Origin of the sequence: Gallionella capsiferriformans ES-2 (assembly GCF_000145255.1) — a bacterium.
Taxonomy (GTDB): Bacteria; Pseudomonadota; Gammaproteobacteria; order Burkholderiales; family Gallionellaceae; genus Gallionella; species Gallionella capsiferriformans.
This window is the reverse complement of sequence record NC_014394.1, coordinates 2,076,592-2,095,049: the sequence shown is the minus strand read 5'-3', so window position 1 is coordinate 2,095,049 and position 18,458 is coordinate 2,076,592. Positions and strand designations below refer to the sequence as shown.

Sequence of the window (18,458 nt, the reverse complement as noted above, 5' to 3'; positions counted from 1 at the left end):
ATCTCCTATTTTCTGGTGTAGATCTGATCGAATACACCGCCGTCGGCAAAATGCTCCTTCTGCGCCTTGCTCCAGCCGCCGAAGGTCTTGTCTATGGTGATTGACAAATCCAGCTTTTTGAATTGCTTCTCATATTTTTTTGCAACAGCAGGATCGGTCGGACGATAGAAATTCTTCGCCGCGATTTCCTGACCTTCAGGCGAATACAGGTAGTTCAGATAGGCTTCGGCGATTTTGCGTGTGCCGTGCTTGTCGGCATATTTGTCCACCACAGCAACCGGCGGTTCGGCCAGAATGCTGATGGACGGGAACACGATGTCAAACTTGTCATCGCCGAATTCCTTCTTCACCAGATAGGCTTCGTTTTCCCAGGTAATCAACACGTCGCCGATTTCACGTTCGGAGAAAGTCACGGTCGAACCTCGCGCACCGGAATCGAGCACGGGTACATTGCCGAACAGCTTGGTCACAAAGGCTTGTGCTTTGGTCTGATCGTTGTTGTTGTGCTTTAACGCATACCCCCAGGCGGCCAGATAATTCCAGCGAGCGCCGCCGGAGGTCTTGGGATTCGGCGTAATCACCGCCACACCCGGCTTGACCAGATCGCTCCAGTCATGAATATTCTTCGGATTACCCTTACGCACCAGCAACACGATGGTCGAGGTGTAAGGCGAACTGTTGAGTTTCAGGCGTTTTTGCCAGTCAGCGGGAATCAGATTGGCTTTGTCATGCAGTGCGTCGATATCGGCCGCGAGTGCCAGTGTTGCTACGTCCGCTTCCAGCCCGTCGATGATGGAACGCGCCTGCTTGCCTGAACCGCCGTGTGAGGCTTTAACCGTGACGATGTCGCCGGTCTTGGCTTTCCAGTATTTGGCAAAGGCGCTGTTGTATTCCTGATACAGTTCGCGGGTCGGGTCATAAGACGCGTTCAACAGACTGATGTCAGCGGAAAATGCGTTGGCTGACAGTGCGAGTGCGAATGAACCGGCAAACAGCGCCGTGGTGATTTTGGATAATTTCATGCTAGCTCCTTGATTTTAATTAATGATGTAAAGGTGAAAAACGATAACCACGGCTGGGCGCGGTTTGTATCCAGCGATCCATGCCAAAAGGTTGCAGCGACATTCGCAAGCGGCGGATATGCACGTCGATAGTGCGTTCTCCTATACAGCTTGCACCCAGCTTTGCCAGTAACTCAGTTCGTGTGTGTACACGTCCAGCATGGCTCATTAGATGACCTAGCAAGCGAAATTCGATGGGACGTAACAGCACAGGAATGCCCGCAGCCGTTACCAGAAACGAGTCGTCAGACCAATGCAATTCGCCTGCAAAAATATTGCTGGGTTCGTTGCGTACAGTCGGACTAAGAATGGAATTTCGCAGTGTATTCAAGGCAATTCTCCTGTTTTCGTAATGCCGATGGAGCGCATTTTGCAGAGATTGCCTTGCCGTGTGAACTAATTAAAATTGGATTGCTTAGCTGATTTTTGAATATGCTGTTTTAAAGAAGGCTGTGTGGCTGAGGTCGTTTCGAGTGTGCTTCCAAATGTCTCTTTGGGGAAAACTGTCCGACTATTATGGTTGGGTGTTGATTGGAGTCAGTCTATCGAAGTATTTGGATTAAGAAGCGACCGCTTCATGTCACATTCCGGCCATTGGTGAAGCAGTTTGCGACTGGCAGCTTTATGGTGCTAAGTGGAAAGTGAAAATACTCATGAATCGGGATAGGAAAAAGCCTCACAACCTCCCCCTTCCACACCGGGCATACGGGACCGTACACGGCGGTTCAATGAATAAACTCCTCTCATCGTGCGGCAAAGCACGGCTCGGACGCATCACCAAAGTCGGCAATGGTTATATCCGCAGCCTGCTCGTTGGGTGTACGAGTGGCGCTCAACAGATGAAGATGCACTTTTGATAAACCCACTGGGTTCCCGCCTTCGCCGAAATGACATCCAGGTTTTTCAGATTTCCAATACGCAAGTTTGCAAGGCTTGGCACTGCCTTGAATTATGGAAATTCAATAATTCCGCAGGTGTAAGGAATCAGAAACTACCGCGACTAACGGGCATGAGCGCATTGCAGTCGCGATGCGGAACGACCGGACAAAATATCATGCATGCCACCCTTCCTTTGCTGCAAGCCACCGAGTTTCCCGCGCTGCGCCGCCGCGAACTCGAGATACTGCAGGTCAATCTCGGTTACAAGTGCAACATGAGTTGCATGCACTGTCATGTGAACGCCGGACCCAACCGCACCGAGATGATGGATTGTTCTCTTATTGAACTGATCCCCCGTGTGCTGGCCGCACGCAATCTGCACACACTGGATTTGACTGGCGGTGCACCGGAGTTGCATGAAGACTTTCGCGACTTGGTGCGTGCAGCGCGAAAACAAGGTTGCAAGGTGATAGACCGGTGCAATTTGACTATTCTGTTTGAACCGGGGCAGGAAGATTTGGCCGAATTTCTGGCGGAGCAACAGGTTGAGATCGTCGCTTCGCTGCCGTGCTACTCGCTGGAAAATGTGGATAAGCAGCGAGGCAAGGGGGCGTTCGATAAAAGCATTCTCGGACTGCAAAAGCTCAATGCATTGGGCTATGGGCAGCCTGGTAGCGGGCTGGCATTGAACCTCGTGTTCAACCCGCAGGGTGCTTCGTTGCCGCCTGACCAATCAGCATTGCAGATCGACTATCAGCGTGAGTTGTTTACTCACTTCGGCATCGTGTTTGACCAACTGCTTGCTATTGTCAATATGCCTATTCAACGCTTTGGCTCTATGCTCATTTCCAAAGGCAAGTTCAACGACTACATGCGCCTGCTGCACGATAACTTTGCATCGGCCAATCTTGAAACGGTCATGTGCCGCAATCTGATCAGTGTGGATTGGAAAGGGTTTCTATATGACTGCGATTTCAACCAGCAACTGGGACTGACTATTGCCGGTCAGGGTCGCCCACACCTTAAAGACTTGTTACAGCAAGATATGAAAGGAAAATCTATCCGTGTTGCCGATCACTGCTATGGCTGTACGGCTGGGCAGGGCAGCAGCTGTGGCGGTGCCTTGAAGGATGAGAGCGTGCAAAGGTGTGCAGCATGAAGCGAGGCCTGCTTATTCTGCTGATATTCGGGTTGATCGTTGGATTTTTTGTGCTGGATCTGGGGCATTATCTGACTCTGGAATCGCTCAAGCATTGGCAGCAGGATTTCATCACGCTCAAGGCGCAGTCGCCCTGGCTGGTCACTGGTGGTTTCTTTATTGCCTACGTGGTGTCGACCGCTTTGTCACTGCCCGGCGCGGTGATCCTGACGCTGGCGGCGGGTGCATTATTCGGCCTGGGTGTCGGCGTGCTGCTGGCGTCGTTCGCCTCCAGCTTTGGCGCGACGCTGGCCTTCCTCGCTTCGCGTTTCGTGTTGCGCGATGCCGTGCAGCAACGTTTTGGCGACAAACTGAAGGCCATCAACGAAGGCTTCGCACGCGACGGGGCACTTTATCTGTTTACCTTGCGTCTGGTGCCGGTCTTTCCGTTCTTCCTCATCAACCTGTTGTTGGGGCTGACGCCGATGAAGACGCGCACCTTCTACTGGGTGAGCCAGGTCGGCATGTTGGCCGGTACGCTGGTGTTCGTCAATGCCGGTACTCAGTTGGCCGCCTTGCAAAGCCTGTCCGGCATCCTGTCGCCCCCATTGTTGTTGTCGTTCGTCCTGTTAGGAGTGTTCCCGATGATCGCGAAAAAATTCACCGCATGGTTGCAGCGCCGCGTGTATGCCAAATGGCAACGCCCAGCCCGGTTCGACCGCAACCTGATCGTCATCGGCGGCGGCGCGGCGGGGCTGGTTTCCGCCTACATCGCGGCGGCGGTCAAGGCCAAGGTCACGCTGATTGAAACACACAAGATGGGCGGCGACTGTCTCAACTACGGCTGCGTGCCGAGCAAGGCGCTGATCAAGAGCGCCAAGCTGGCCAGCCAGATCAGGCACGGCGAGCACTACGGCCTGAACGCGGGCGCACCCGAATTCAGTTTCCGCAAAGTGATGGCGCGCGTGCATAAGGTCATCAGCGAAGTTGCACCTCATGACAGCGCGGAACGCTACACTAGTCTTGGCGTGGAAGTGCTGCAAGGCTATGCGCGTATCACGGACCCGTGGACGGTAGAAATTAAATTGAACGACGGCACGACGCAGACGCTCACCACGCGCAGTATCGTCATCGCCACCGGCGCGCGTCCCTTTGTGCCGCCGCTGCCGGGGCTGGAGGAGGTGGGCTATGTCACCAGCGATACGCTGTGGTCCACCTTCGCGGAACTGGATGCAGCACCGAAACGTCTGGTGGTGCTGGGCGGCGGCCCTATCGGTTGCGAGCTGGCACAGAGCTTTGCACGACTGGGCTCAAACGTGACGCAAGTCGAGATGGCGCCACGCATCATGATCCGCGAAGACCTGGAAGTATCCGAGCTGGCGCGTGCCTCGCTCAGCGCCGACGGCGTGGAAGTGCTGACTGATCACAAGGCGGTGCGTTGCGAGAAGGAGGGCGAACGCAAATACATTGTGGTGGAGCATGAAGGCCAATCGCGCCGCATCGAGTTCGACGTGCTGATCTGCGCGGTCGGTCGCAGCGCGCGCCTGAAAGGCTTTGGTCTGGAAGAACTGGGGATCCCTGTACAACGTACCGTCACCACCAACGACTATCTGGAAACGCTGTATCCCAACATCTACGCGGCAGGCGATGTGGCCGGGCCGTACCAGTTCACCCACACGGCGGCGCACCAGGCCTGGTATGCGGCAGTGAATGCGCTGTTCGGCGACTTCAAGCGCTTCAAAGTGGATTACTCGGTCATCCCCTGGGCGACCTTCATCGAGCCGGAAGTGGCGCGCGTCGGCCTCAACGAACAGGAGGCGCGCGAACAGGGAGTTGCTTACGAAGTCACCAAGTACGGCATCGACGATCTTGATCGCGCCATTGCCGATGGCACTGCCAACGGCTTTGTCAAAGTACTCACCGTGTCGGGCAAGGACAAGATACTGGGTGTCACCATCGTCGGCGAACACGCGGGTGACCTGCTGGCGGAGTTCGTTCTCGCGATGAAGCACGGCCTCGGGCTGAACAAGATACTCGGTACCATCCACACCTACCCGACTATGGCCGAGGCCAACAAATATGCGGCGGGGGAATGGAAGCGCAACCATGCGCCGCAAAGGATATTGGCCTGGTTGGAACGTTACCATGCATGGAAACGAGGATGAAATGAGGCTTTCTATCATCATCCCCATACTCAACGAAGCCGTGCAATTGCCTGACCTGTTCGCGCATCTGCTGCCGTTTCATCGGGCAGGCTGCGAGATCATTTTCGCCGATGGCGGCAGTACGGATGGTTCGAGCAAACTTGCCGCTGTCATGGGATTCAAAGTGGTGCAGACGGAACGTGGCAGAGCGCGCCAGATGAATGCGGGCGCCGCAGTAGCACAGGGCAACGTGCTGTTGTTCCTGCATGCCGACACGCGCCTGCCGGTGGGGGCGATGCAGCAGATCGAACATGCCTTTACAGGGCCGAAGAGCTGGGGTCGCTTCGACGTGTGCATCACGGGGCGGCCATTTATGTTGCGCGTGATTGGACAGCTTATGAACTGGCGCTCGCGATTGACGGGTATTGCGACTGGCGATCAGGCGATATTCATGCGGCGCATCGTGTTTGAGCGCTTGCGTGGGTATCCCGACCAGCCGCTGATGGAAGATGTGGAAATGTGCAAACGCCTGAAAACTTTTTCGCGCCCCGCCTGCGTCGCGCATTGTGTGACCACATCAGGCCGCCGCTGGGAAATGCGCGGGGTGTGGAGCACTATTCTGTTGATGTGGCGTTTGCGTTGGGCCTACTGGCGCGGCACCGATGCGACCGAACTGGCGAGGCTGTACCGATGAAAGACACTGCGAACAAACCGGTGCGCATCATCGTTTTCGCCAAAGCGCCGCAGCCGGGCTTTGCCAAGACGCGCTTGATTGCTGCGCTAGGTGCTGAAGGTGCGGCGGCACTGGCTAAACGGATGTTGTTGCATACACTGCACGAAGCGATTGCCGCAAAGATTGGCATCGTCGAGTTATGTGCGACTCCCTACATTGATGAGGCAGCTTGGCAGGTCGTAGCTCCCCCTTTGGGGGTCGAGATTTCTGATCAAGGTGAAGGTGATCTTGGTACTCGATTGGCGCTAGCAACGGAACGCTCGCTGATACGCGGTGAATCTGTTTTGTTAGTGGGTACTGATTGTGTAGAAATGTCGGCAGACTTGTTGCGTGAAGCATCGCGAAATCTGTTTGAACACGATGCGGTCATCCACTGCACCATCGATGGCGGCTACGCATTGTTGGGCTTGAGGAAATTCAATTCGATTCTTTTTCACAATATTTCATGGAGTTCAGATGCCGTCGCCAGCACCACACTTTCGCGCATCGGCCAGCTCGGCTGGTCAGTGCATGTCGGGCAGATGCTGCACGATGTGGATGAACCACAGGATCTTAAATACTTACCAGAACGTTGGAGGATGCATGTTGAAGCGTAGTCTCGTCGTAATGCTTTTGATTGCCACCTCGCTCGAAGTCAGGGCGGGAGAGGTGGTCAGGTTGGACCGATTCGTGTGTGCATCTGCGCAAATTCCCGCACCTTGGCAAGTGGTGCAATTAGACAAAAAGATAGCGCCAACCCGTTATCAACTTAAATTTTGGGATGGTGTGCTTGCTATCGAGGCAAATGCAGAGCGAAGCATGGCGCTACTCGCACGCCCTGTCGAAATCGACTTGAATCGTACGCCGGTACTCTGTTGGCGCTGGCGCGTGGATGCGTCTTTGGTCAAAGCGGATATGGCGAGCAAAGCAGGAGATGACTATGCCGCACGCGTCTATCTATCGTTTGCGCTACCACCGGAGGAGATGGGGTTCGTATTGCGTAGCCAGCTCAAATTGGCGCGTGCGATTTGGGGCGATGCTGTGCCGGATGCCGCGATCAACTACGTGTGGGATAACCGGTATCCGGTAGGTACCCGCAAGCCCAATGCCTACACCGAACGCACGCGCATGATCGTGGCTGAATCAGGGAATGACAATGCGGGACGCTGGGTGGTCGCGCGGCATGATGTGCAGCAGGATGTGATCACCGAATTCGGCAGTCCACTGGCCCGCATGATCCAGATCTCCGTCGCCTCGGATACCGACAATACGGGCGAGACTGCGCGAGCGGGTTTTGCCGACTTCCACTTTGTGGAAAAAAATATGCGCTGTTTTGCTGAATAAGACGTAAGGAAAAGCAGTTCGGCAACGACTAGATTCATACAAGCGTGCTGCATCGAAGCGGCGAAGTAAATGGGAGGGATGAATGAGCAATCTATTGCAGCAACTGGGAGCTATGACCACCATCGTGGCCGACACCGGAGACATTGAAGCCATCCGCCATCACTGCCCGCAAGATGCCACCACCAATCCCTCTCTGTTACTCAAAGCAGCCAAGTTGCCCGAGTATGTGCCGCTGATGAACGAGGCTATCGCCTGGGGGCGAATGCAAAGCGACATCCGTACGCAACAGGCGAGTGAGGCAATGGATAAGCTGGCGGTGAATGTCGGCGTGGAAGTGCTCAAATATGTGTCGGGGCGCATCTCGACCGAAGTAGATGCCCGGCTCTCGTTCAATACCGTCTATACGGTGAACAAGGCGCGCAAATTGATCCGTCTTTATAACGAGGCGGGCATTTCCAACCAGCGCGTACTAATCAAGATCGCCGCCACTTGGGAAGGCATCCGTGCGGCGGAGATACTCGAACTAGAAGGTATCCACTGCAACCTTACGCTGATGTTCGGTTTCGCCCAGGCACGTGCCTGCGCCGAGGCTAACGTGACGCTGATCTCGCCCTTCGTCGGACGTATTCTGGATTGGCACAAAGCGAAGAGCGGCAAAGACTACTCATCCGAGAGCGACCCCGGTGTGCAATCGGTACGCAACATCTATGTGTACTACAAGACCTTCGGCTACAAAACCATCGTCATGGGGGCCTCGTTCCGCAATATGGGCGAGATCGTTCAACTGGCGGGATGCGACTGTCTGACCATCGCACCGGTGTTGCTCAAAGAACTGGAAGCCACCGAGGGCTTGCTGGAACGCAAATTGGCCGATGGCGGTGCGCGCGATGTGCGCCCGGAACCGCTGACAGAAACGGAATTCCGCTGGCAGATGAACGAGGATGCGATGGCCACCGAAAAATTGTCCGAGGGTATTCGTGGTTTTGCTGCCGATCAGATCAAGTTGGAAAACATCCTGGTGGAACGGCTGTGAATACCGTGATCATCCAGTGGATAACAGTGGAGCCAGCATGAGAGTTGATTTGCCCCAACTGGTGCGACTCGGGCGTGAAGTCTGCGCCGATCTCGATCAGGCGGAACGCCACGAATGGTGGTTGACCAACGGCAAAGGCGGTTACGCGGGCGGCACGGTGGCGGGCACACTGACCAGGCGTTACAACGGTTTGCTGATTGCACCTACGCAGTCCAATTTGCAACGTCAGTTGCTATTCGCCAAGGCGGATGCAGAACTGCTGGATGGGGATCGCGTTCTTCCCTTATATACCAACCGCTGGGGTAGCGGCGCTATCGAGCTGCAAGGCAATCTGGTGCTGGAATCGTTCGCGCTGGAAGGACGTATGCCGGTGTGGCGCTATCGTGTGGATGACCTGCTGATCGAAGCGCGCATCTGGATGGAGCATGGTCGCCATTGCACGGTACTGGCCTGGTGTCTGCTGGAGAATCCGGTGGGACGCGAAGTGCGTTTGCGCGTGCGCCTGATGACCAATGTGCGCGATCATCACGGCGTGACCGGCTTCGACCGACCTTTTCCGGTGTCGCACATCAGCGACTGCGAACTGGACGTGCATTATCCCGACAGTCCTGTGCTGCATTTTCATTCCCGTTGCGGCAGTGTCGAGGCTGCCAATTTCTGGGTGGAGGATTTTGATCTGCCGGCGGAACACGAACGTGGGCTGCCTGACCGTGACCGCCACCAGTGCGTCGGGTTGATGACGTTTCCAGTTTGCCTCGGTCATTGGGTCGGACTCACGGCTTCTATCGAGCAAGACGAGCCTCCCTGCTATCTGGAAGAGTCGATGCGGCGTTTTCTGGCGCATGACTGCGACATGTTGACGCGCACCAAAGTCACGGTGTCCGCCTTCACGCAAGTACCCGCCTGGGTTGACCAGTTGCTGCTGGCGGCGGACAGTTTTGTGATCCGCCAGCAGGACGGCAGCGGTCGCCACGCCATCGTCGCCGGTTATCCCTGGTTTGGTGAATGGGGGCGCGACAGCATGATCGCGTTGCCTGGGCTGTTGCTGGCGACAGGCCGTTACACGCAGGCGCGCGAGCTGTTGCTGGGCTATCTGCCGCTGATGGATCGCGGCATGCTGCCCAACTGGTTCCCCGGCGACGGCGAGACGCCGCAGTACAACACGGCAGATGCCGCGCTGTGGTACATCGAGGCCTGGTGCGCCTATCTCACGGCGGTCAAGGATGTGCAATCTGTCGTGCAGGCGTGGCCGGTGTTGCAGCAGATCGTCGCGCACTACCGCGACGGCACCCGCCACGGCATCGGCATGGATACGGGCGATGGCCTGTTGCGTGCGGGCGAGGCTGGCGTACAACTGACCTGGATGGATGCCAAGGTGGGCGATCATGTGGTGACGCCGCGCATCGGCAAACCGGTGGAGATCAATGCCCTGTGGTTCAACGCACTGCAAACCATGGCGGAGTTCGCCCTTGTGCTGAAGGACGAGGTACATGCCCATGAATACGCCGCGCTGGCGGATCGGGCGCGGGCGGGATTTCAGCGTTATGTGCGCCCCGACGGCATGGGGCTGCTCGATGTGCTGGACGGCCCGGACGGCGACGATGCCCGCATCCGCCCCAACCAGATATTCGCTGTCAGCCTGCCGTTCAGCCCGCTGAACTACGCGGCGCAACGCGCCGTGGTACAGGTGTGTGAACAACATTTGCTGACACCGTTCGGCCTACGCTCGCTGGCACCTGGTGAGGCCGACTATCGTCCACATTACCAGGGCGATGTCTGGGCGCGGGACACAGCCTACCACCAGGGCACGGTCTGGGCGTGGCTGCTGGGGCATTACGCGCTGGCGGAATATCGGGTGAGCGGCGATTCCGCGCTGGCGTTGTCGCGACTGGCACCAATGGCCTCGCAATTAGTCGAAGACGGACTGGGCACGCTGGGCGAGATATTCGATGCCGAAGCGCCGCATCGCGCGCGCGGTGCGCCTAGCCAGGCATGGTCGGTGGCCTGCACACTGGAAGCCTGGTGGAAGTTGTACCGCGCGCAACACGCAACGCAATCGGAGGATAGTCATGACCAACACAGCTAAAAACGCCGAACGGGCCCGTCTGGATGCACAACGTCAAGGCAAGGAAAACTGGCGCTTGTGGGGGCCTTATCTGTCCGAACGCGCCTGGGGTACGGTGCGCGAAGACTACAGCGCTGACGGCACGGCGTGGGAATATTTTGATCACGAGCAATCCCGTTCGCGCGCCTATCGCTGGAGCGAAGACGGCATGGGCGGTGTTTGCGACGAAAAGCAGCGCTTGTGTTTTGCGCTGGCGTTATGGAACGGCGTTGACCCCATCCTGAAGGAGCGCGCCTTCGGCCTGACCGGCAACGAGGGCAACCACGGCGAGGATGTGAAGGAATGCTATTTCTATACGGACGCCACGCCCAGCCACAGTTTTCTGCGCTACCGCTACAAATATCCGCAACGGGCCTTCCCCTACAACCAGTTGGTGCAGGAGAACGCGCGCCGCACGCGCGACGACCCGCCGTTCGGGCTGATCGACAGCGGCGCATTCGCCGATGACCGTTACTGGGATGTGGAAGTGAGCTATGCGAAAGCGGCGGCGGGGCAGGTACACATCCGCATCAGCGCCGACAATCGCGGCCCGGAGCCAGCCGTGCTGCACCTGCTGCCCACGCTGTGGTGCCGCAACACCTGGGCATGGGGCGACGACGAAGGCGAAAAACCGCAGCTCGCTGCGGAGCAAGCGGACAGCGACGCGGCCTGGACCGTGCAGGCTGCGGTCGAAGGACTCGGTACGTACCACCTGTACGGCAGGCAGCCCGCGCAACTGCTGTTCACCGAGAACGACAGCAACGCCGAAAAACTGTGGGGACAAGCCAACTGCACGCCGTATGTTAAGGATGCCTTCCATCGCTTGGTGGTGCAGGGCGAGGCGGCGGCGGTCAACCCGGCGCAGCGCGGCACCAAATGCGCCGCCTGGCATAGCCGGACCGTCGCGCCGGGCGCGCGCATGACGCTGGAGCTGGTGCTGTCGGATACGGCGCTGGCGCACCCGTTCGCCGATGCCGTTGCGGTGTTCGAGCGGCGCGAACAGGAAGCGGACGCCTTTTACCGCGAACTGCTGCCGGGCGATGCGGGCGACCGCACCATACTGCGTCAGGCGCTGGCTGGCATGTTCTGGAACCAGCAGTTCTACCACTACGATGTGGCGCGCTGGTTAGATGGTGACATCATGCGTCCGCCGCAATCTCACCAATTCGGGCGAAATCGATATTGGCGCCATTTCAGACTGGCGGAAGTAATGTCGGTACCGGACAGTTGGGAGTTCCCCTGGTTCGCCGCGTGGGATCTGGCGTTCCACGCGCTGGTGCTGGGGCTGGCGGATATTGAGTTCGCCAAGCGGCAACTTGAAATTCTGTTGCGCGAAGACACGCTGCACCCCGGCGGGCAGATTCCTGCCTACGAGTGGGCGTTTGGCGACGTCAACCCGCCGGTGCATGCGATGGCCGTGCTCAAGCTGTACCGCATGGAGCACGAACAGAGAGGCAAGGGCGATCTCGGTTTCCTGCGCCGCGCCATGCACAAGCTGCTGCTCAATTACGCATGGTGGCTGAACGCCAAGGACAGCGAAGGCCACGGCGTGTTCGAGGGCGGTTTCCTGGGGTTGGACAACATCTCGGTGTACGACCGCTCTCAGCCGCTGCCGCCCGGCTATCGCCTGAAACAGGCGGATGCCACCGGCTGGGTGGCGATGTTCGCACTCAACATGACCATGATCGCACTGGAACTGACTGTCGAAGAACCCGATTACGAAGAGGTCGCGTTGCAGTGCTACAGCCAGTTCCTGTCTATGGCCAATGTGATGGCGGGCAACGTGGACCACAGTCCCTCGTTGTGGGATGCGGAGGACGGGTTCTTCAAGGATGTCATCGTCACGCCCGAAGGCGAGCGCCACCGGATCGACGTGTTTTCCATGGTCGGACTCATCCCGCTGTTCGCCTGCGAGGTGGTGGAGCCGCGTTTGCTTGTATCGGCACCGCGCTTCGAGAAGATGCTGATGGCGCATGCGGGCGGCATGTTCGACGGCCACACCATCTGTGCCTGTCCAGCGCATACCAACGAGCGCGGCGAACATCTGCTGTCCTTGGCCAACCACGAGATGCTGCCGCCCATCCTGAAACGGCTGCTGAACGAGGACGAATTTCTATCCCCTTTTGGTATCCGCAGCGTCAGTCGTATCCATGCCGCGCAGCGCGATCTCGGCTGGCTGCCCGCCGTGGGCCGCGCGATCATCGAATACCTGCCGGGCGAATCGAACACCGGGCTGTTCGGTGGCAATTCCAACTGGCGCGGGCCGGTGTGGATGCCGGTCAATTACCTGCTGAATGAAACGCTGCTGAAGTTCCACCAGTATCTCGGCGACGAATTCAAGGCGGCGGTGCCGTGCATGGATAACCGCGAGATGACGCTGCATGAAGTGTCCTGCCTGCTGGCGGACCGCGTGGCCAGCGTGTTCCGCCGCGACGGCAACGGCCATGTCGCGGCGTTCGCGCCCGACAGTCCGCACCAGAGCGATTCGCACTGGCAGGAATTGCTGTTGTTCAACGAGTACTACCACGGAGAAACCGGGCAGGGGTTGGGCGCGTCGCACCAGACGGGCTGGACCGGTCTGGTGGCCAACCTGTTGTTGCAGACGCGCCCGCCGCGAAGCGCGAGCAAAGCTCACCCTGAAAGAAAGGAAGGAACGAAATGAAGAACATCGATCCCTGCACACTGGTCTTCTTCGGGGCGGGCGGCAACCTGAGCCGCAAGAAGCTGATCCCCGCGCTGTTTCATCTGGAAATGCTGTCGCGGCTGCCGCAACAACTGGTGATCCTCGGTTGCGACATCGCCCAGTACGATCCGGAAGTCTGGCTGGATTTCGTGCGCGGCATCCTGCGCGAAAAACACGGCGACAAGATTGACGAGGCTGCCTTGCAACGCTTCTGCGCTCGGCTGCATTATTTTGCCGTTCCGGTCGGCGACGATGCGGCCTATGCGCGACTCCAGACCCTGATCGACGAAGACCCGAGGTTCCCGCCCAATGTCATGTACTACATGGCGGTGCGCCCGGCAGATTATCCCGGCATTGTGGAAAAACTGGGCAACGTCGGCCTGTTGAAGCAGAAGAATGGCTGGCGGCGCGTGGTGATCGAGAAGCCGTTCGGCTACGACCTGCTTTCCGCGCAGACGCTGCAGGCCAGCCTGTACCGCCATCTGGACGAGCCGCAGATCTATCGCATCGACCACTACCTGGGCAAGGGCACGGTGCAGAACGTGATGGTGTTCCGTTTCGCCAACCTGCTGCTGGAGCCGTTGTGGAACCATCACTACATCGACCATGTGCAGATCACTCATTCCGAAACGCTGGGCGTTGAGAATCGCGGGGATTACTACGAAGGGGCGGGCGCTTTGCGCGACATGATCCAGAGCCACCTGATGCAGTTGCTGGCGCTGGTGGCGATGGAGCCGCCGGTGAGCATGGCGGCCGAGCATCTGCGCGACGAGAAGGTGAAGGTGCTGCGCGCGATCCGCCCCATCACGCAGAACGCGGTACATGCCCATGCCTTTCGCGGACAATATGCCAGCGGGACCATCGACGGCAAGACGGTGCCCAGTTATCTGGAAGAGAAGAACATCGCCCAGGACAGCACTACCGAGACCTATGCCGCGATGAAACTGTTCGTCGACAACTGGCGCTGGGCGGGCGTGCCGTTCTATCTGCGCACCGGCAAGCGCATGGCCGAGAACAGTTCGGCGATCTGCATCCGCTTCAAGAGTCCCCCGCAGGATCTGATGCGCCACACGCGGCAGGGGCCGCCGCCGCCGAACTGGATCATGCTGGGCATCCAGCCGGACGATTGCATGCGCATGGAGATGCAGGTCAAGGTGCCGGGGCTGGACGTGCGCACGCGCACCATCAGCCTGGATGCGACCTATCGCAAAGACGGCGACGAGGAATTCGATGCCTACGAAGGCTTACTATTGGATGTCATCATGGACGACCACTCGCTGTTTCTGCGCATCGACGAGGTGGAGGCGGCCTGGCGCGTGGTGGACCCCGTGCTGAAGGTGTGGGCGATGGAACGCGAATTCATCAATACCTATCCGGCCGGCACCTGGGGGCCGCGCGGCACCTACCGGCTGTTCGACCGCGAAGATCAGTTCTGGCGGCATTCTCTCGACCTGGAAGGCGCGAAACTGGAGGCGTACTGACATGAAGCTTTTGCTGACAGGCGATATTGGTGGCACCAAGACGCGGCTGGCGCTGGCCGAAACGGACGGTGCGCGGGTGTTGATCCGGCGCGAGCAGAGTTATGCCAGCCAGAGGTATGCAACCTTCGAAAGCCTGCTGGGGGATTTCCTGCAGCAAGACGAACGCATCGACGATGCGGCGTTCGGCATCGCCGGGCCGGTGCGGGATGGGGTGGCGCAGGCCACCAATCTGCCCTGGCGCATCGAGGCCGTCAGGCTGCGGCAAAGTTTCGGCTTTGCACGTTGCCATCTGCTCAACGATTTGGAAGCCACCGCATACGGGCTGCCCGCACTGGGCGAGCAGGACCTGCACATCTTGCAGGCTGGTGCGCCGGACGCGCGCGGCAACCGGGCCGTGATCGCCGCCGGAACGGGGCTGGGCGAAGCGGGGCTGTATTGGGACGGGCGCACGCATCATCCGTTCGCCAGCGAAGGCGGGCACGCGACATTCAGTCCGCGCAACGCGCTGGAATTCGCGTTGCTGCAGCATCTGCAACAGCAGCGAGAGCATGTGAGCTGGGAACGCGTGGTATCCGGCATGGCGCTGCCTGAACTGTACGTCTTTTTGCGTGGCGAACGCAGGGCCGAGATCCCGCCCTGGCTGTCACAAGATTTGTCCGGACCACAGGCGGCGGCAGCCATATCGACTGCCGCCTTGCAGCAGCGGGATGAGGTGTGCGAAGAAACCCTGCAATGGTTCGTCGGCTTGTACGGCGCAGAAGCGGGCAATCTTGCACTTAAGACGATGAGCTTGGGCGGTCTGTATATCGGCGGCGGCATCGCGCCAAAGATACTGCCCTTGTTGCAACGCGGCGAATTCATGGCGGCTTTTCTCGACAAGGGGCGCATGCGCCCCTTGCTGGAAGCGATGCCGGTGAAGGTCATCCTCAACGACCGCGCGGCGTTGTACGGTCCCGCCTTGTTCGCCGCGCAGTGCAGGGAGGCGGCGTGAACCTGTTCATCTTGCCGCATGCCGCGCGGATGACCGTATGTGCCGATGTCGATGAGCTGGCCGCAGCCGCCGCGCAACGCATTGCAGAATTGATCGAAGACACACTCGCCGCTCAGGAAGTGTGCAACATCGCGCTGGCCGGCGGCGACACCCCGCATCGTTGTTATCGGCTGTTGCGCGAGATGTCGCTGCCGTGGACTCGCATCCATTTCTATTTCGACGACGAGCGTTGCCTGCCGATCGGCGATTCAAAACGCAACGACACGATGGCGCGCGACAGCCTGCTTTCATCGGTGCCCGCCGCGAACATCCATGCTATTCCGGCGGAGCTGGGTTCTGCCGTCGCGGCTGCGCTTTATGCACAGGAAATGGCAAGCGCAGGCGCGCTCGACCTAGTGCTGCTGGGTCTGGGCGAGGACGGTCACACCGCCAGCCTGTTTCCCGGCAATGCGGCCTTGCAGGCGGCGGGGCCGGTCGTGGCGGTCAGCGGCGCACCCAAGCTGCCGCCGGAGCGGGTGAGTTTGAGCCTGTCCGCCCTGAACGCGGCACGGCACAAGCTGTTCCTAGTCGCGGGCAGCGCCAAACGCGACGCGCTGAAAGGTATCGCACAGGGTGCCGATTTGCCTGCAGCGCGCGTGCTGCAGGCCGAGTGGTATCTGGATCGTAATGCAACACTTGGATTTGAGATGTTGCCGTGCGAATGAATTCTGGCTTGAAGAATACAACCGTTATTTAATTTAAAAATCAAACAAGGAGAACAATATGCAAATCGGAATGATCGGATTGGGACGGATGGGCGCAAACATGGTGCGTCGTTTGCAAAAATCAGGGCATGAATGCGTGGTGTACGACCGTAGCAGCGAGGCGGTGCAGGCGCTGGCGCAAGAAGGCATGACCCCGGCCGCCAGTGTGCAGGACTTCCTCAGTAAATTGAGCGCGCCGCGCGTCGTGTGGCTGATGCTGCCTGCCGTCGTTGTCGATGCCAGCATCGCTGAACTGGTGCCACTGTTGGATGCGGACGACATCGTGATCGACGGCGGCAACTCGTATTACAAGGACGACATCGCGCGCGCCAAAAGGCTGGCCGAGCAATCCGTCCGCTATGTGGATGTCGGCGTCAGCGGCGGCACCTGGGGGCTGGAACGCGGCTATTGCCTGATGATCGGCGGCCAACAGAAAATCGTGGCGCACCTGCAACCCATCTTCGCTTCGCTTGCACCGGGCGCGGACACCGCGCCGCGCACTGAAGGCCGCTGCGGCACGCCGACGGCGGCCGAGAACGGCTATCTGCACTGCGGCCCGGAAGGGGCGGGCCACTTCGTCAAGATGGTTCACAACGGCATCGAGTACGGCATGATGGCGGCGTATGCAGAAGGCTTCAATTTACTGCGCCATGCGAACGTCGGCGGCGTGGCGCGCGAACATGACGCGGAGACCACGCCACTGCGCGAACCGGAAACGTTCCGCTACGACATCGATGTCGCCGAAGTGGCTGAACTGTGGCGACGCGGCAGCGTTGTTGGCTCATGGTTACTGGATTTGACTGCACACGCACTGCAAAGCGATGCCGACCTCACCCAGTTCAGCGGTCGCGTGTCCGATTCCGGCGAAGGACGCTGGACCAGCATCGCCGCCATCGAGTCCGGCACGCCCGCGCCCGTGCTCACCGCTGCATTGTTCGATCGATTCAATTCTCGCGGTGAAGCGGACTACGGCAACAAACTACTGTCTGCATTGCGCTATGAGTTCGGTGGACATCACGAAAAAAATTAGAGTGTAAGGATTTGCCGTGTTGTCCGACAAACAGATGTCTCCATTCACTACAAAGGAATCATCATGCATGAAGCCGTCCAGGACTATTACGGCAAGCAGTTGCAGACTTCGGACGACCTGAAGACCAGCGCCTGCTGCGATGCCAGCGCGTTGCCCGCCTGGCTCAAACCCCTGCTGGCGAAGGTGCATCCCGAAGTGCTGTCGCGCTATTACGGTTGCGGGCTGGTGTGTCCGCCACGGCTTGAAGGTTGCCGCGTGCTCGACCTGGGCAGCGGCTCCGGGCGCGACGTGTATGCGCTGGCGCAACTGGTGGGCAAGACCGGCGAGGTCGTCGGTGTGGACATGACGCCGGAGCAACTGGCCGTGGCGGAGAAGTACCGCGCCCATCATGCGGAGCAGTTCGGCTATGCTAACGTGCGCTTTCTTGAAGGCTATATCGAGAAGCTCGATGAACTCGGCCTCGAACCCGGCAGCTTCGATGTCATCGTGTCGAATTGCGTGGTCAATCTGTCGCCGGACAAGGACGCGGTGTTGCGCGGCGTGCATCGCCTGCTGAAGAAGGGCGGCGAATTCTATTTCTCCGATGTCTATGCCGATCGCCGCGTGCCCGATGCGGTAAGGAACGATCCGGTGCTGTACGGGGAATGCCTGGGCGGGGCGCTGTACTGGAACGACTTCATCCGTCTGGCGCAGCGCCACGGTTTTGCCGATCCGCGCCTGGTCGAGGATCGCCCGTTGGACATCACCGATCCCAAGCTCGCGCCGCGCGTGGGCAATCTGAAATTCTTCTCGGCGACTTACCGGCTGTTCAAGCTCGACAATCTGGAGACGGCCTGCGAAGACTACGGCCAAGCGGTGATTTATCGCGGCAGCATCCCCGATCATCCGGATGCTTTCACGCTCGACAAGCATCATCGCATCGAAACCGGCCGGGTGTTCCCGGTGTGCGGCAACACCTGGCGCATGTTGCAGGACACGCGCTTCGCCGCGCATTTCGAATTCATCGGCGATTTTGGTCGGCACTACGGGCTGTTCGAGGGCTGCGGCGCTGCGATTCCGTTCGATGCCAAAACTGGCACCGAAGCGAGTTGCGCCTGCTGCTGACCCACATAAAG

Annotated in this window: 16 protein-coding genes; 14 read left to right on the top strand and 2 right to left on the bottom strand. The window is 58.9% G+C overall.

What is annotated here, in order from left to right:
• Window positions 1-5: 5 nt before the first annotated feature.
• Together GALF_RS09585 and GALF_RS09580 are read right to left on the bottom strand one after the other, a co-directional pair.
• Complete coding sequence (locus GALF_RS09585; protein WP_013293858.1) at window positions 6-1,022, bottom strand: sulfate ABC transporter substrate-binding protein; 1,017 nt, start codon at window positions 1,020-1,022, stop codon at window positions 6-8.
• 19 nt (window positions 1,023-1,041) lie between these two features.
• Entirely contained in the window at window positions 1,042-1,392 is a 351-nt protein-coding gene (locus GALF_RS09580; protein WP_050752520.1) for a winged helix-turn-helix domain-containing protein, read from the bottom strand.
• Window positions 1,393-1,789: 397 nt separating this feature from the next.
• On the opposite strand from GALF_RS09580, the gene GALF_RS15960 reads away from it, so the two are divergent.
• The 14 genes from GALF_RS15960 (at window position 1,790) to GALF_RS09515 (ending at window position 18,447) form a co-directional block, all read left to right on the top strand.
• The gene (locus tag GALF_RS15960; protein WP_150102601.1) at window positions 1,790-1,918 is read left to right on the top strand and encodes an IS110 family transposase; all 129 of its coding nucleotides are present in this window, start codon (window positions 1,790-1,792) and stop codon (window positions 1,916-1,918) included.
• Window positions 1,919-2,115: 197 nt separating this feature from the next.
• A complete protein-coding gene (gene arsS / locus GALF_RS09575; RefSeq protein WP_013293857.1) occupies window positions 2,116-3,099 on the top strand; it encodes an arsenosugar biosynthesis radical SAM (seleno)protein ArsS in 984 nt (327 codons plus the stop codon).
• A complete protein-coding gene (locus GALF_RS09570) occupies window positions 3,096-5,243 on the top strand; it encodes an FAD-dependent oxidoreductase (RefSeq protein ID WP_013293856.1) in 2,148 nt (715 codons plus the stop codon). The genes arsS and GALF_RS09570 overlap by 4 nt, the downstream gene beginning before the upstream one ends.
• Window position 5,244: 1 nt before the next feature.
• A complete protein-coding gene (locus GALF_RS09565) occupies window positions 5,245-5,916 on the top strand; it encodes a TIGR04283 family arsenosugar biosynthesis glycosyltransferase (RefSeq protein ID WP_013293855.1) in 672 nt (223 codons plus the stop codon).
• Complete coding sequence (locus tag GALF_RS09560; protein ID WP_013293854.1) at window positions 5,913-6,551, top strand: TIGR04282 family arsenosugar biosynthesis glycosyltransferase; 639 nt, start codon at window positions 5,913-5,915, stop codon at window positions 6,549-6,551. The genes GALF_RS09565 and GALF_RS09560 overlap by 4 nt, the downstream gene beginning before the upstream one ends.
• A complete protein-coding gene (locus tag GALF_RS09555; protein WP_013293853.1) occupies window positions 6,538-7,278 on the top strand; it encodes a DUF3047 domain-containing protein in 741 nt (246 codons plus the stop codon). The genes GALF_RS09560 and GALF_RS09555 overlap by 14 nt, the downstream gene beginning before the upstream one ends.
• A gap of 82 nt (window positions 7,279-7,360) precedes the next feature.
• On the top strand, window positions 7,361-8,311 hold the full coding sequence (tal, locus tag GALF_RS09550; protein ID WP_013293852.1) for a transaldolase: 951 nt from the start codon (window positions 7,361-7,363) through the stop codon (window positions 8,309-8,311).
• 37 nt (window positions 8,312-8,348) lie between these two features.
• Entirely contained in the window at window positions 8,349-10,397 is a 2,049-nt protein-coding gene (locus GALF_RS09545; RefSeq protein ID WP_013293851.1) for an amylo-alpha-1,6-glucosidase, read from the top strand.
• A complete protein-coding gene (locus GALF_RS09540) occupies window positions 10,381-13,077 on the top strand; it encodes an MGH1-like glycoside hydrolase domain-containing protein (protein ID WP_013293850.1) in 2,697 nt (898 codons plus the stop codon). The genes GALF_RS09545 and GALF_RS09540 overlap by 17 nt, the downstream gene beginning before the upstream one ends.
• Complete coding sequence (zwf, locus tag GALF_RS09535; RefSeq protein WP_013293849.1) at window positions 13,074-14,579, top strand: glucose-6-phosphate dehydrogenase; 1,506 nt, start codon at window positions 13,074-13,076, stop codon at window positions 14,577-14,579. Before GALF_RS09540 ends, zwf begins: the two co-directional genes overlap by 4 nt.
• 1 nt (window position 14,580) lies before the next feature.
• Window positions 14,581-15,570 (top strand): glucokinase, encoded by a 990-nt coding sequence (gene glk / locus GALF_RS09530; protein WP_013293848.1) that lies wholly within the window; start codon window positions 14,581-14,583, stop codon window positions 15,568-15,570.
• Complete coding sequence (gene pgl, locus GALF_RS09525) at window positions 15,567-16,274, top strand: 6-phosphogluconolactonase (protein WP_013293847.1); 708 nt, start codon at window positions 15,567-15,569, stop codon at window positions 16,272-16,274. The genes glk and pgl overlap by 4 nt, the downstream gene beginning before the upstream one ends.
• A 58-nt stretch (window positions 16,275-16,332) precedes the next feature.
• A complete protein-coding gene (gene gnd, locus GALF_RS09520; protein ID WP_013293846.1) occupies window positions 16,333-17,343 on the top strand; it encodes a phosphogluconate dehydrogenase (NAD(+)-dependent, decarboxylating) in 1,011 nt (336 codons plus the stop codon).
• 63 nt (window positions 17,344-17,406) lie between these two features.
• Entirely contained in the window at window positions 17,407-18,447 is a 1,041-nt protein-coding gene (locus tag GALF_RS09515) for a methyltransferase domain-containing protein (protein WP_013293845.1), read from the top strand.
• Window positions 18,448-18,458 lie beyond the last annotated feature (11 nt).